The sequence below is a fragment of the Pseudidiomarina sp. PP-1MA genome, from assembly GCF_041200125.1.
GTDB classification, from domain to species: Bacteria; Pseudomonadota; Gammaproteobacteria; order Enterobacterales; family Alteromonadaceae; genus Pseudidiomarina; species Pseudidiomarina fusca.
This window is the reverse complement of sequence record NZ_CP165718.1, coordinates 1,749,189-1,761,683: the sequence shown is the minus strand read 5'-3', so window position 1 is coordinate 1,761,683 and position 12,495 is coordinate 1,749,189. Positions and strand designations below refer to the sequence as shown.

The 12,495-nt window shown below is 46.3% G+C and carries 14 protein-coding genes and 2 tRNA genes; 10 read left to right on the top strand and 6 right to left on the bottom strand.

The window, feature by feature from the left end:
• The first annotated feature begins 12 nt into the window (after positions 1 to 12).
• Positions 13 to 2,073 carry an NAD-dependent DNA ligase LigA gene (ligA, locus tag AB8S08_RS08360; RefSeq protein ID WP_369742493.1) on the top strand — a complete coding sequence of 687 codons (2,061 nt, stop codon included), beginning with the start codon at positions 13 to 15 and terminating at the stop codon, positions 2,071 to 2,073.
• On the opposite strand, the gene AB8S08_RS08355 is transcribed toward ligA, so the two are convergent.
• Together AB8S08_RS08355 and gloB are read right to left on the bottom strand one after the other, a co-directional pair.
• Positions 2,070 to 3,686 (bottom strand): LysM peptidoglycan-binding domain-containing protein, encoded by a 1,617-nt coding sequence (locus AB8S08_RS08355; RefSeq protein ID WP_369742492.1) that lies wholly within the window; start codon positions 3,684 to 3,686, stop codon positions 2,070 to 2,072. The genes ligA and AB8S08_RS08355 overlap by 4 nt on opposite strands.
• A 44-nt stretch (positions 3,687 to 3,730) precedes the next feature.
• On the bottom strand, positions 3,731 to 4,474 hold the full coding sequence (gloB, locus tag AB8S08_RS08350; RefSeq protein ID WP_369742491.1) for a hydroxyacylglutathione hydrolase: 744 nt from the start codon (positions 4,472 to 4,474) through the stop codon (positions 3,731 to 3,733).
• A gap of 112 nt (positions 4,475 to 4,586) precedes the next feature.
• On the opposite strand from gloB, the gene AB8S08_RS08345 reads away from it, so the two are divergent.
• The 3 genes from AB8S08_RS08345 (at position 4,587) to AB8S08_RS08335 (ending at position 6,547) form a co-directional block, all read left to right on the top strand.
• Positions 4,587 to 5,312, top strand: a complete 726-nt coding sequence (locus AB8S08_RS08345) for a methyltransferase domain-containing protein (RefSeq protein ID WP_369742490.1) — start codon at positions 4,587 to 4,589, stop codon at positions 5,310 to 5,312.
• Between the two features lie 2 nt (positions 5,313 to 5,314).
• Positions 5,315 to 6,058 carry a sulfite exporter TauE/SafE family protein gene (locus AB8S08_RS08340; protein WP_369742489.1) on the top strand — a complete coding sequence of 248 codons (744 nt, stop codon included), beginning with the start codon at positions 5,315 to 5,317 and terminating at the stop codon, positions 6,056 to 6,058.
• Between the two features lie 93 nt (positions 6,059 to 6,151).
• Positions 6,152 to 6,547 (top strand): rhodanese-like domain-containing protein, encoded by a 396-nt coding sequence (locus AB8S08_RS08335; RefSeq protein ID WP_110076239.1) that lies wholly within the window; start codon positions 6,152 to 6,154, stop codon positions 6,545 to 6,547.
• Between the two features lie 79 nt (positions 6,548 to 6,626).
• Here the strand turns inward: AB8S08_RS08335 and tnpA are convergent, their stop codons facing one another.
• A complete protein-coding gene (tnpA, locus tag AB8S08_RS08330) occupies positions 6,627 to 7,055 on the bottom strand; it encodes an IS200/IS605 family transposase (RefSeq protein ID WP_257119926.1) in 429 nt (142 codons plus the stop codon).
• A 55-nt stretch (positions 7,056 to 7,110) separates the two neighbouring features.
• Here tnpA and AB8S08_RS08325 point away from each other — a divergent pair, with 55 nt between their 5' ends.
• Positions 7,111 to 8,289, top strand: a complete 1,179-nt coding sequence (locus tag AB8S08_RS08325) for an RNA-guided endonuclease TnpB family protein (protein ID WP_369742488.1) — start codon at positions 7,111 to 7,113, stop codon at positions 8,287 to 8,289.
• Positions 8,290 to 8,405: 116 nt separating this feature from the next.
• Positions 8,406 to 9,326: an RHS repeat-associated core domain-containing protein gene (locus AB8S08_RS08320; RefSeq protein WP_369742487.1), complete on the top strand. Its 921-nt coding sequence runs from the start codon at positions 8,406 to 8,408 to the stop codon at positions 9,324 to 9,326.
• A gap of 484 nt (positions 9,327 to 9,810) precedes the next feature.
• On the opposite strand, the gene AB8S08_RS08315 is transcribed toward AB8S08_RS08320, so the two are convergent.
• From AB8S08_RS08315 to rnhA, 3 genes are all read right to left on the bottom strand, one after another.
• Positions 9,811 to 10,074 (bottom strand): hypothetical protein, encoded by a 264-nt coding sequence (locus AB8S08_RS08315; RefSeq protein WP_369742486.1) that lies wholly within the window; start codon positions 10,072 to 10,074, stop codon positions 9,811 to 9,813.
• Positions 10,074 to 10,241, bottom strand: coding sequence for a hypothetical protein (locus AB8S08_RS08310; RefSeq protein WP_153826962.1), 168 nt, complete (start codon positions 10,239 to 10,241; stop codon positions 10,074 to 10,076). The genes AB8S08_RS08315 and AB8S08_RS08310 overlap by 1 nt, the downstream gene beginning before the upstream one ends.
• An 80-nt stretch (positions 10,242 to 10,321) precedes the next feature.
• The gene (gene rnhA, locus AB8S08_RS08305; RefSeq protein WP_369742485.1) at positions 10,322 to 10,792 is read right to left on the bottom strand and encodes a ribonuclease HI; all 471 of its coding nucleotides are present in this window, start codon (positions 10,790 to 10,792) and stop codon (positions 10,322 to 10,324) included.
• Between the two features lie 207 nt (positions 10,793 to 10,999).
• Between rnhA and dnaQ the strand changes: the two genes are divergently transcribed.
• The 4 genes from dnaQ to AB8S08_RS08285 all read left to right on the top strand — a co-directional run bounded on the left by dnaQ (position 11,000) and on the right by AB8S08_RS08285 (position 12,426).
• The gene (gene dnaQ, locus AB8S08_RS08300; protein ID WP_369742483.1) at positions 11,000 to 11,683 is read left to right on the top strand and encodes a DNA polymerase III subunit epsilon; all 684 of its coding nucleotides are present in this window, start codon (positions 11,000 to 11,002) and stop codon (positions 11,681 to 11,683) included.
• A 172-nt stretch (positions 11,684 to 11,855) separates the two neighbouring features.
• Positions 11,856 to 11,932: transfer RNA gene (locus tag AB8S08_RS08295), tRNA-Asp, on the top strand.
• Positions 11,933 to 11,961: 29 nt separating this feature from the next.
• Positions 11,962 to 12,038, top strand: a tRNA-Asp gene (locus tag AB8S08_RS08290).
• A 40-nt stretch (positions 12,039 to 12,078) separates the two neighbouring features.
• Positions 12,079 to 12,426, top strand: coding sequence for a YkgJ family cysteine cluster protein (locus AB8S08_RS08285; protein ID WP_110075433.1), 348 nt, complete (start codon positions 12,079 to 12,081; stop codon positions 12,424 to 12,426).
• The last annotated feature ends 69 nt before the right edge of the window (positions 12,427 to 12,495 follow it).

Below are 12,495 nucleotides of genomic sequence, written 5' to 3'. Positions count from 1 at the left end.
AGACAGTGAGTTATGACCAACGATTTATTTGCTGACCAAGATGCTAGCAACCAGACTAGCGCAACCCATACACAACTGCGCTATCAGCAGCTGGTGCAACTTATCATGCGTTACAATCAAGAATACTATGAGTTGGATCAGCCGAGTGTTCCTGATGCTGAATACGATCGTCTATTTCGTGAGTTACAGCAATTAGAGGAGCTCCATCCAGAGCTAGCTAGCCCCAGTTCACCCACCCAAAAAGTAGGTGGAAAGGCCTTAACGGCTTTCACCCAAGTGACTCACGAAGTACCCATGTTAAGTTTGGATAATGCATTTGATAGCACCGAATTTATCGCTTTCGCTGAACGTGTGGCTGAACGATTAGATAGTGCAGAGGCAATCAGCTTTTGCTGCGAACCTAAACTTGATGGCGCTGCAGTAAGTATTTTATACGAGCAGGGCCAATTAGTTAGGGCCGCAACTCGTGGCGATGGTCAAACGGGTGAAGACATTACTGAAAACGTTAAAACCATCCGTAATGTACCGCTGCAACTACAAGGGGATTTTCCGCAGCGCTTAGAGGTACGTGGTGAAGTCTTTATGCCGCTAAAAGGCTTTAATTCATATAACCAGCAAGCGGCAGCTGCCAGTGAGAAAGTGTTTGCGAATCCGCGTAATGCGGCAGCTGGTAGTTTGCGGCAATTAGATTCCACTATTACGGCAAAGCGGCCACTCCATTTTTATGCCTATAGTATGGGTGTGGTCAGTGATGAGACACAACTCGCAGGCACTCACTTTGGGCGATTGCAGCAACTGCAGCAATGGGGTTTACCCATCAGTAATGAGATTAGAGTGGTTGCTGATGCCCATGGTGTTAATGCTTACTATCAAGATATTTTGCAACGTCGAGCTGAATTGAGATACGAAATTGATGGGGTTGTGATCAAGGTTGATGATATTGGTCAACAACAAAATTTAGGCTTTGTATCGCGCGCACCTCGTTGGGCAATTGCATGGAAATTTCCGGCTCAAGAAGAGCTGACGCAACTGTTAGGGGTGGATTTTCAAGTCGGGCGTACTGGTGCAATAACGCCGGTAGCAAGGCTTGAGCCTGTTACCGTGGCCGGCGTAGTGGTCGCCAATGCCACCCTGCATAACGCCGATGAAATAGCTCGACTTGATATCCATATTGGCGACACAGTGATTATTCGCCGAGCTGGTGATGTCATCCCGCAAGTGGTACAGGTGGTGTTAGATAGGCGTCCAGCCTCTGCCCAGTCAATTCAATTTCCACAGCACTGCCCGGTGTGCGGATCGCATATTGAACGTGCAGAAGGCGAAGCAGTTGCCCGTTGTACAGGTGGACTTATTTGTGCAGCACAGAGGCGTGAAGCCTTGAAACATTTTGCCTCCCGAAAAGCAATGGATATCGATGGACTTGGTGATAAGCTAATTGAGCAACTGGTCGACAAAGAGTGGGTGAAATCGCCCGCTGATTTGTACCGTTTAAATACTCGTGAATTAGCTTTCTTACCACGTATGGGAGAAAAATCGGCTGATAAAATAGTAGCCGCTATTGCCGCAAGTAAACTTACGACCTTAGCTCGATTTATTTATGCCCTTGGTATTAGAGAGGTAGGCGAGGCTACTGCGGCTAATTTAGTGGCTCACTTTGCGTCACTCGAGGCCTTGCAACAGGCTAGTTTAGAAGAGTTAGAGCAGGTTAGTGATGTTGGCCACGTGGTAGCAAACCATATTTTTCAGTTCTTTCGAGAGCCGCATAATCAAAAGGTGATTGACGAATTGCTTGAACTTGGCATTCATTGGCCGGCGGTGACTAAACTGAGTAGCAGCGAGGCTACATTGGCAGGTCATACTTACGTGTTAACTGGCACTTTGACCCAATTAACGCGTGACCAAGCTAAGCAAGCTTTGCAGGCGCGAGGAGCTAAAGTTGCGGGAAGTGTATCAGCAAAAACGACGGCAGTGATTGCAGGCGATAATGCGGGTTCAAAATTAACCAAAGCTGAGCAACTCGGTGTGAGTGTACTCAGCGAAGATGATTTAATTCAGTTAATACAGCCAGATTAACTTTGTGAGCTTAGCCGGGTGACATCAACAAACAGTTTAAGTTGTTGTCCCGGCTGAAGGTATTTACTGCGACTAATTTGGTTCCATTTTTCAATATCCTGAATACTGACATTAAAGCGCGAGGCAATGCGAGCAAGGGAATCACCGGCCCGAACTTTATATTGTACACTGCGGACTACACCGCTAGCTTTTTGTTGTTGCGGTAACCATACCACCAACGTTTTACCTGGGCGCAAAGGGTCGGTTGGCGCCATACCATTCCAGCTCGCCAACGAGCGTAAATTCACTTCGTATTCACGGCTGATATCCCACAAAGTATCTCCGCTGACCACAGTATGCTCTATTTTATAAGCTCCGCGTGTTTGTGCTTGGGTACTTGCTAAACGCTGATCTGCGGACAAGCTGTAATCGTCTAAATCGCGAGTGGCCACCGGCACTAATAAATGATCACCAGCGCGAATAATATGACCATTAATATTATTGGCTTGTTGAATGGCTTGGGCAGTGGTGTGATAACGTTTTGCAATCACCAATAAGCTCTCACCCTGCTTTACCTTGTGGCGTGTCCACTGCACTAGCTCACTAGCATCTGCGCTGTTTAGCCATTGTTGTAACGTTTCTGCTTGTGGTAGCGGTAATAATAAGCGATGCGGGCCGTTAGGGTCCGTGGCCCAACGATTATAGGCTGAGTTATAGTGATGGAGGGTGTCTAAATCTATACCGGCTTGCTCAGCTGCTTTGGCTAAATCGATTTGAGCGTTTGCTTCAACCACCGCCAAAAATGGCATGTTGGCAATCGGTAACCAGTGCTGTGCATACTCATCGTGATTGCGCAAAATATCAGCTAAGGCTAACAATTTGGGTACGTAAGCACGAGTTTCGCGAGGTAAGTCAAGGGCCCAAAAGTCAGTTGGTAAGCCTTGTTGTTTATTGCGACGAATAGCGCCCGCGACACGCCCTTCACCAGAATTGTAGGCGGCTAAAGCATGCAACCAGTCGCCATCAAAACGTTTTTGTAGTGCATCTAAATAATCTAAAGCAGCGTGGGTTGCAGCATAAACATCACGTCGACCGTCGTACCACCAATTGATCTCCAAGCCATAGTGGCGTGCAGTTCCTGGAATAAATTGCCAAATTCCAGCAGCTCGACCATGGGAGTATGCAAAGGGATCAAAGGCGCTTTCCACAATAGGGAGCAAAGCCAATTCTAATGGCATGCCACGCTTTTCAATTTCTTCCACAATCATGTACATAAAAGGTTCAGCGCGCTTAGCCACTCGCTCCATATACTGTGGATTATTCATGTACCAGTTGCGTTGGCTAATGAGTCGCTGATTTTCTGGAGCTTGCATGGTTAGCTGGCGGCGAATGCGCTGCCACAAATCGGCCTCTTGTTGTGGGCTTAGTTGCTCTAACTCAAACGTTGGCTGATCGGTAAATACCATCTGGGAACTTGTGGTGGTGACAGGCTCTGCAGGTTCTGCTACCTCATTGGCTAGGTCTGTGCTTACATTCACAGCAGAGCTAGCTGTTTTGTTATCAGCGGTAAGGCTACAACCTACAGTACTTACTGAGGTTAACGCGCAGAGTGTTAAGACCAGCCATTTATTCATCTTGTAGTTATTTCCATTGTTAATGCAGATTGCAGTTTACGGTATTAAAAGTTGTCTTTCCAGCGCCTTAATCGAGCAAATTCTGCGGCCGACTGAGCTCGCAGAAATGGATTGATTTCCAATTCTTTCCCTAGTTGGCTTGGTAAGCTGCTTAATCCTTGCTGGCGTTGCTGTTTAACCCATCGTTGGTGCATGAGCACTGCTTGATTCTCTGGTTCAGCTGCTCGCGCGAAGCGCAAATTTGCCTCGGTATATTCATGTGCACAATAGACGTTGGTACTAGCTGGTAGTTCAGCTAAAGACTGTAAAGATTGCTGAAATTGCTCAGCGGTACCTTCGAACATGCGTCCGCAACCAGCTGAGAAAAGGGTATCACCGCAGAATAAGTAACCTGGAGTATAAAAGCATAGGTGATCTAACGTATGGCCAGGTGTGGCAAAGACTTGCCATTGGTTATCAAGCTCAGGGAGACGGAAGAGCTCACCATCATGCAAAGGATCGGTAATGCAGGCAATTGGTGTGGTTAAAGGTGCTGCCATGGCTGGATCTGGGCCGAAGACTGGTATGGGCTGTCGCGGATAAGCCTCCAGCAAAGCTGCGATGCCATCGGTATGATCCCAATGATGATGGGTGATTAATATGGCTGCCAATGCCACTTGTTGTTCTGCAAGCCACGCAAGGACAGGCTCAGCGTCACCAGGGTCAACAATAACCGCAGCCGACCCCACCCGTGCTTGAATAGCCCAAATATAGTTATCATTAAAGGCTGGGATAGCTGAAACTAACATAAAGAATCTCCATCAGGTAAGTCGCATTAGATTACGCTTTCACCAGATTATCGCTTGAATAACTGTTTGATTAAAGTCTACTCTGAATGGAGCCTAACTTAGGAGTATCAATATGTGGTTTGAACCGGCGTTGCGACCTGATATCGCAGCAGGCCCGACTGATTGGCAGCAGCTTGTTCATGGCATTTGGCTGCGCGAACAAATCGAACAGCAACTAGATCCTCATTTGACCAAAATGTTTGGTTACCATTTTGTTCGTGTCGGCCAGTTAGCGCAGCAATTACAACTGACCCAAATACGCATCGGACACGAACTCCAAGTCGCTAAACAGTTGCCAGCAGAAGTACTGGCTGACACCAATCATTGGCCTTTTGCCGAACATAGTCTGGATGCCATTCTCATGGTTGCAGAGCTTGAATTTGAGCGTGATCCGCATCAAGTACTGCGAGAGATGAGTCGTAGTTTAATTGCAGATGGGTATCTGATATTGGTAGGGTTCAATCCTTTTAGTCCCGCATTATTGCCAGGTCTTTGGCCTGGGCGAGGTGATCGTTTTCCGTGGTGTGGACGTTATTTTAGCAAAGCGCGAATTAATGACTGGCTTGCGCTGTTAAACTTTGAAATAATCACCAGCGAGTATTTTGCTCCAAGTTTATTTATTGACCGTTTAAACCCAGCTAATAGTGTCTTGCAGCGTCTTTATCAGTGGTTTCCGCAACTGGGTAGCATGTATCTGGTGGTGGCGCGTAAGCGTGAAATGCCTTTGACGCTAACCCGCCAACGGGCACCCTTAAAAGCGAAACTTAAGCAGATGCCAGTGGCAAATAGAGTGGAGTAGTAATGGCAATTTTAGCGGCACTAATTATCGGTTTGAGTTTGGGATTGTTTGGTTCAGGCGGCTCTATCCTTACCGTCCCTGTGTTGTTGTATTTACTTGGTTTTGCTCCAGATATGGCGATTGCCGCATCTTTATTAATCGTTGGAGCGATCAGTTTGGGGGCATCGATACCGAACTTAACCAAACGTATTATTAGCTGGCGTCATGTGGCCTTTTTTGGTATCCCAGGAATGGTAGGAACCTATGCCGGTGCTTGGCTAGGCGGTTTGTTAAACCCAACCATTCAGTTGGTTACTTTTGCGATACTAATGCTGCTAGCAGCGGTCATGATGTGGCGTAAACGAGCTGTCGTAAATCCTGCGCCAGTAGCAATCAATCCTGTAAAAATCATCATTGAAGGCACCGTGGTTGGTATTATTACTGGCTTCGTCGGAGTAGGCGGTGGTTTCTTAATTGTGCCAGCCTTGGTCTTACTTGGCGGACTTAATTTAGTTGCTGCAGTGGCAACAAGCTTGGTGATTATTGCGCTAAAATCTTTTGTAGGCTTTTTCAAATATTACGAAATCCTAATAGCTAAGGGTTTTGAGTTCGATTGGCCAGCTATTACTGTGGTGATTATTGGCGGTATTGTTGGTAGTTATGCTGGCGGTTGGTTAGGAAAACGGATTGCCACTGCACCATTGCAAAAGGGGTTTGCTGTGTTTCTAGTGATCATGGCGGCTTTTGTGCTCTGGCAAAGTTTGTAGGTGACTGAAGCAACTGCTGTTTAGCAAAGATAACAGGGTTCAAAAGAACTCCAAAATAGCTGGTTAAACAATGTACATTATGGAGAAATGATCATGATTAATTCCCAAGATTTGTGTGCACAAGCTCGTGCTAATGTTAAAGAAATCGATGTCCATACCTTGCAACAAAAAATTGCCGAAGGTGCCCGAGTGATTGATGTGCGGGAACCTGCTGAGTATGCCGTTGGCCATATTCGCCAAGCGGTAAACATGCCACGAGGCGTGTTGGAAATGCAAATTAACCAGCATCCGGCTGTAGCTGGCTACGATGATGCCTTACAACGTATTGCAGCTGAACCCTTGTATTTAATTTGTCGTAGTGGTGGACGTTCGGCGCTGGCAGCAGAATCTTTGTTACGGATGGGATTTGATGCCGATAAGGTGATTTCAGTAGCAGGTGGCATGAATGCATGGGAGGAAGCTAAATATCCGCAAGTTGCTGGAGAGTAATAAACGTGAAGGCTTAGCAAAACCCGCGTAAACCCTCGCCCAATCGGGCGGGGATATAAGCGGGAAACGCGAAGCGTTTCTAGTCAGGTGTGGCCTGACTTTGTACATATTCTTTCAGCGTTTCAATCGTTGCACCACCTGCGCTACAGGCAAAATAGGAGCGCGACCAGAGCGCTGCGCTCTTGCTTTGCCGGGGTACGTGGGTATTGAGTCTACGTATCCGGCGAGATGAAACCGATTTCAGGTTGTTCACCATAACGCTGATCGCCAGTTTCGGTGGGTAGGCCATCAACAGATGAACATGATCTTCTTCACCGTCCATTTCCAGCAGGTTACATTCCAGTTTCTCGCAAGCAGACTCAAATGCTTCACGCAGCTGCTCAATCATAAAGCCATCGAACAGTTTTCGTCGGTACTTGGTGGTAAAGACCAGATGAACAACCAGCTTGGTGACGCTGTGACGTTTTCTAAGGTAATCTGATAGTAATTCTTTATGATGCACACTCACTTGAAGAATGACCTTACTCGCTTATAATAATTGAATCATATCAATGAGCGCTGAAATGTTAAAGGCCACGAAAGTACGCATTTATCCCACACCTGAGCAGGCGGAATTTTTAAACCGCCAGTTCGGTGCTGTGCGCTTTGCGTACAACAAGGCTTTGCACGTCATTAGCAGCCAGTACAAGCGTCACGGCCTGAAATTGAAGGCCAAAAAAGACCTCAAGCCGCTGTTGGCTGTTGCGAAGAAATCTCGCAAGTATCACTGGCTCAAAGATTTTGATTCGATTGCACTCCAGCAGGCATGTATCAATCTGGATAAAGCCTTTCAACATTTCTTTGATCCCAAACTGCCTTCTCGTTATCCCAAGTTCAAGCGTAAGCACGGCAGGCAGTCCAGCTATCATTGCATGAGCGTTGATTGTGGTGATGACTGGATTAAAGTGCCGAAGTTAAAGCAGCCCATTAAAGCGCGTATTCATCGCAAGGTTGAGGGAAAACTGAAAAGCATCACCCTGTCCCGCACCGTGACAGGTAAATACTATGCCTCGCTACTGCATGAAGATGGGCAAGAAGCTCCTGCGCCCATTCAAAGCCTGAATGCTGTTCAAGTTCTCGGATTGGATATGGGTTTAACACATATTGCCATAGATTCAAACGGCACGAAAAAACCGAATCCACGCTTTTTGAAGAAAGCCAGTGCCAATCTGCGCCTTAAACAAAAAGCCTTATCACGCTGCAAAAAAGGCAGCAAAGGTCGTGCAAAAGCCCGACTTAAACTCGCTAAGGCGCATCAGCGTCTGGCGAATGCTCGTGCTGATTTTCAGCACAAGCTGTCTCGACACGTTATTGACGAAAACCAAGCGGTAATTGTCGAGACACTGAAAGTCAAAAACATGCTGAAGAACAGGAAATTGTCCAAGCACATTGCCGATGCGAGTTGGTCAGGCTTGATCCAAAAGCTGGAATACAAGGCCAAAGAGCAAGGCAAGCATCTGGTTAAAATTGATCAATGGTTTGCCAGCTCAAAAACCTGCTCTTGCTGTGGACACAAGCTGGAATGCTTGTCACTGAACGTGCGTGACTGGCAGTGTCCATCCTGCTCAACACAGCGTGATCGGGACATCAATGCAGCCTTAAATATCAAGGCGCAAGGTATTTTAAAATTAAAGGCCGCAGGACTGTCGGTTTCTGCCAATGGAGGCAAGCGTCAATCTGGTCACGTACCAGTTGCTGCCTGAGAAGTTGGAAGCCTCGCCCGTGGCGCTTTAGCGCTTAGGGCGGGGAGCAGTCACCAATATAGGTTGCCAGCAGTGGGCAGAGCTACGCCTACGACGGCCACAACCGCCGTGTTAAGGTGGCGGGCGATGGTGATACCCGCTACTATCTCTACAGCCAGTCGGGGCAGCTGTTATTGAGCGAAGACAACGGCGTTCAAACGAACTACATTTACCTTGGCAATAGGCTTATCGCTGAGGACCGCCAGGCAACAACCACCTTTATCCATACAGATAGGTTGGGCAGCCCGGTCGCACGAACCAACAGCGCAGGAGGGGTAGAGAGTCGCCGGCATTACCAACCTTTTGGTGACACTTACGAAGCGCCAAGCGACGACATCGGCTACACTGGCCATAAGTACGATAATGACTTAGGCCTGAGTTATATGCAGGCACGATACTATGATCCAGTCATAGGGCGGTTTTACTCCAACGATCCGGTTGATGCGTTAGATCACTTAAGCACTCCAAATGGCATACACGGTTTTAACAGATATGCTTACGCCAACAATAATCCATACAAATATAAAGACCCCACAGGTAAGTCTTCGGAAGAAGCTAATATGTGGGCTAAGATGCTCGGTTTTTCATCTGCTGATCACGCTACAACAAAAATAAATGAATCGATTGAGTCAGGCCGACAGGCTATCGCGGATGTTACGCCTTCAAGAGGCACTGTTCATAATGTTGCAAACGGTGCATCTCTTACGCTGGTAGTGGCTGCTGCAACAACACCATGTAAAGCATTATGTGCAGGAGGATCATTATCTATTGATGTGGCAGTTGCCGCTGACCATTTAAGTCAAGGAGATATTAAAAGCGCTACTTTGACAATGTTGCCGGGGGTAACTGGTGAAGCTGTATCTGTGGCTCATAAAGCTACAAAAACAGCTGTTAATGTAGCAGAATCTGCTAAGCGAGGTGCTGCTACAAATATATTAACAAATCAAGCGGTAGGTGATACACAAGAACATCAAAATAAGAAAAAGGAAGATAAATAAATTGAAAGCACTAGTACTAATTACCATTTCATTTTTACTCTTTTTCTTGGGAGGTGTGTATGTTGCTGAAAGGACAATGTCAGAGGACTGGGTCTGGGCTGCAATATTGTTCTTGATTGGCTATCAGTGGGTTCATTTATTTATACTTAATAAGAATATGTACACTCTATATGTTGGAGAGCCATTATATGCTGACAGTCATAAATACAAATCATTACGAGTTTTTCACTTCGTAATAGGACTGATTATTTGCATACCCTCTTCATTAGTTTGAATCCAACGCCTCGCACTCGCGGGGCTTTGTTTTTTGCTCACATCAAGACAAGTCGTAGCTGTTCACGATCTTGCCCTGCTTACCGATATTCTTAGATTTTTGTATGCGTATCGTAGTTCATAGGTATTGTAAGCGAAAAACGATTCATCCATAGTATAGATGGATCTTTGAATTCACAGCCTCGCCCTTGCGAGGCTTTGGATTCAAAAACTATTTAGCTAGCATATACGTCAAAGGAAATACCATTAACAAACCAATAAAAACAACTCTTAAAGAAGTGCAAACCCAGAGTTTATCGCTCTGATAATATTCATATTTGAATATCCTAAAACCACCGTATATTGCATTTTTGCCACCATAGAAATTTTCAAACATTTCTTTCTTAACATAGCTTCTCGCCAAAACGAATAAAGTAGCACCAGTTACAATTAGAAGAAATGAAATTACTAAAAGCGCGATTTCTAAATAGTGCATTAGTTACCTCCTGTTTTGGCAAAGCCTTTGTCCTCCTCGATAGCGAATCCAACTATAGGCTTTTCAACTACTGCACCTGCATTTATACCAGCTCCAGCTTTAATACCAAACCCAGTTACATCACCATTGTTGTTTACTGATACTTGACCACCACCAACACCAGCCATTGCAGATATCTGATTGTCACTCAACCCATTTTGAACTCAAAGCGCAGAAAGTCAGTAAACCTAAATTCAGGTCAGTTGACTCAAATTTGAACTGTTTCGAAACCCTCATCAACAGCTAAATCGCTACCACTTGCGGCAGTGCGCGCTAATTCATCACAGCGTTCATTTTGTGGATGACCAGCGTGGCCCTTAACCCAGTTCCAGCGCACGTTATGACGAGCTGCCGCAGCATCTATTAAACGCCATAAATCAGCGTTTTTGACGGGTTTGCGATTGGCGGTTCGCCACCCATTGTTTTTCCACTTGTGAATCCACTCTTCAATGCCTTGTTTAAGGTATTGGCTATCCGTGGTTAGTACCACATCGCACGGTCGCTTTAACGCGTCTAAGCCGATAATCGCGGCTAACATTTCCATTCTATTGTTCGTGGTTAACCGAAATCCAGCAGCAAACTCTTTGCGATGTTTACCGTATTCAATAACCACGCCATAACCGCCAGGGCCAGGGTTACCTAAGCAGGAGCCATCCGTATATATATGCACTGTTTGCATGCTAAAACGTTATCTCTAAGTAATGATTTGAGGCGCAGTTTAGCAGACTTGACAAATAAATGCGTCATAGCAAAGTCAGTATACAGTTGTTAAACTCTAACGATTATTGTTGGTGTGCAGGATTGCTAGCAGTCTTCCACAGGTAAACGTCAGGTTTATCACTGGACAAGTGATATCAATTTAATTTGGAAAGAAGCACAAACTCTTATGCGGCAAATCGTTTTAGATACAGAAACTACTGGGTTACGCCCAGAAGAAGGCCACCGAATTATAGAAATTGGCGCCGTTGAAGTCATCAAGCGCAAGCTAACGGGGCGTACCTTTCATGTCTATATCAATCCGCAGCGGGTAGTTGAGCAAGAAGCGATTGATGTACACGGTATCACCAATGACTTTTTACAAGATAAACCGGTTTTTGCACAAATTGCGGAAGAGTTTATTGATTTCATCCAAGGTGCAGAATTGGTTATCCATAATGCCCCATTCGATGTGGGCTTTATGGATCATGAGTTTGCTTTATTGCGCAACGGCACGGGGAAAACTATCGACTATTGTAGCGTGCTCGATACCCTCAAGTTATCGCAACAGATGCGTCCTGGCCAACGCCACACTCTAGATGCTTTATGTCGTGCCTACGGGGTAGATAACTCAAACCGGACTTTTCACGGCGCTTTATTAGATGCTGAATTATTAGCGGATGTGTATTTGCTTATGACGGGTGGGCAAACCGCATTAGAGTTGCCCGGTAACCGAGCGAACGGAGAACTCAGTAGTGGTTGGACACCAGTGCTAAATAAACCCGCACTTAAGGTAGTGCAAGCATCAGCAGCAGAGCAACGGGCTCATCAACAAAGGTTAGCGTTAATCAATGACGCATTGTGGCAAGAATAGGCCATAGCAGAAGTAAGTGGTAGGGTAAATTGAACAAATTTTGCGGCTTTTGCATTTTTTTTAAGCAAACGATTCAAAAACACAAAAAAAGGGTTGACGGAACATTCCAGCACTCGTAATATTCGCTCCGCATTCAGGGGGACCCAGTCGGGTTGCCCAGAGTTAGGAAAGCGGAGCGGTAGTTCAGTTGGTTAGAATACCGGCCTGTCACGCCGGGGGTCGCGGGTTCGAGTCCCGTCCGCTCCGCCACTTTCCTGAAATTGGTTTTATACCGCTGCGGAGCGGTAGTTCAGTTGGTTAGAATACCGGCCTGTCACGCCGGGGGTCGCGGGTTCGAGTCCCGTCCGCTCCGCCATTTCAGACAAATTTCTTATTTTCTTTTGGAGTGTCGTGCGATGAGTTTGGCTGATGCCTGCTTGACGTGTGGGGCTTGCTGCGCGTCTTATCGTGTGTCTTTTTATTGGGGCGAAGCAACAGGCGCACCCCAAGGTCATGTTCCAAGCGAACTAACCGAATCTTTTCATCCTCATCTTCTTTGCATGCAAGGCACGAATCAACGTGAACCTCGTTGTATTGCCTTAGTTGGCGCTATCGGGGAGCAGGTTAGCTGCAGCATTTACCCTGATCGACCCAGTCCATGTCGAGAATTTGCTATGTCGATAGACGGTAGTAATCCCTACTGTGATAAAGCCCGCGCGAAGTATGGCCTGTTACCACTCATTTCGGTGCATGAAGTAGCCTAACAGGTTAAAACGCAAAGATTGTGCCACGAATAGCTCTTGAGCCTTACTCCTTAGGCAGGTACATTAGTA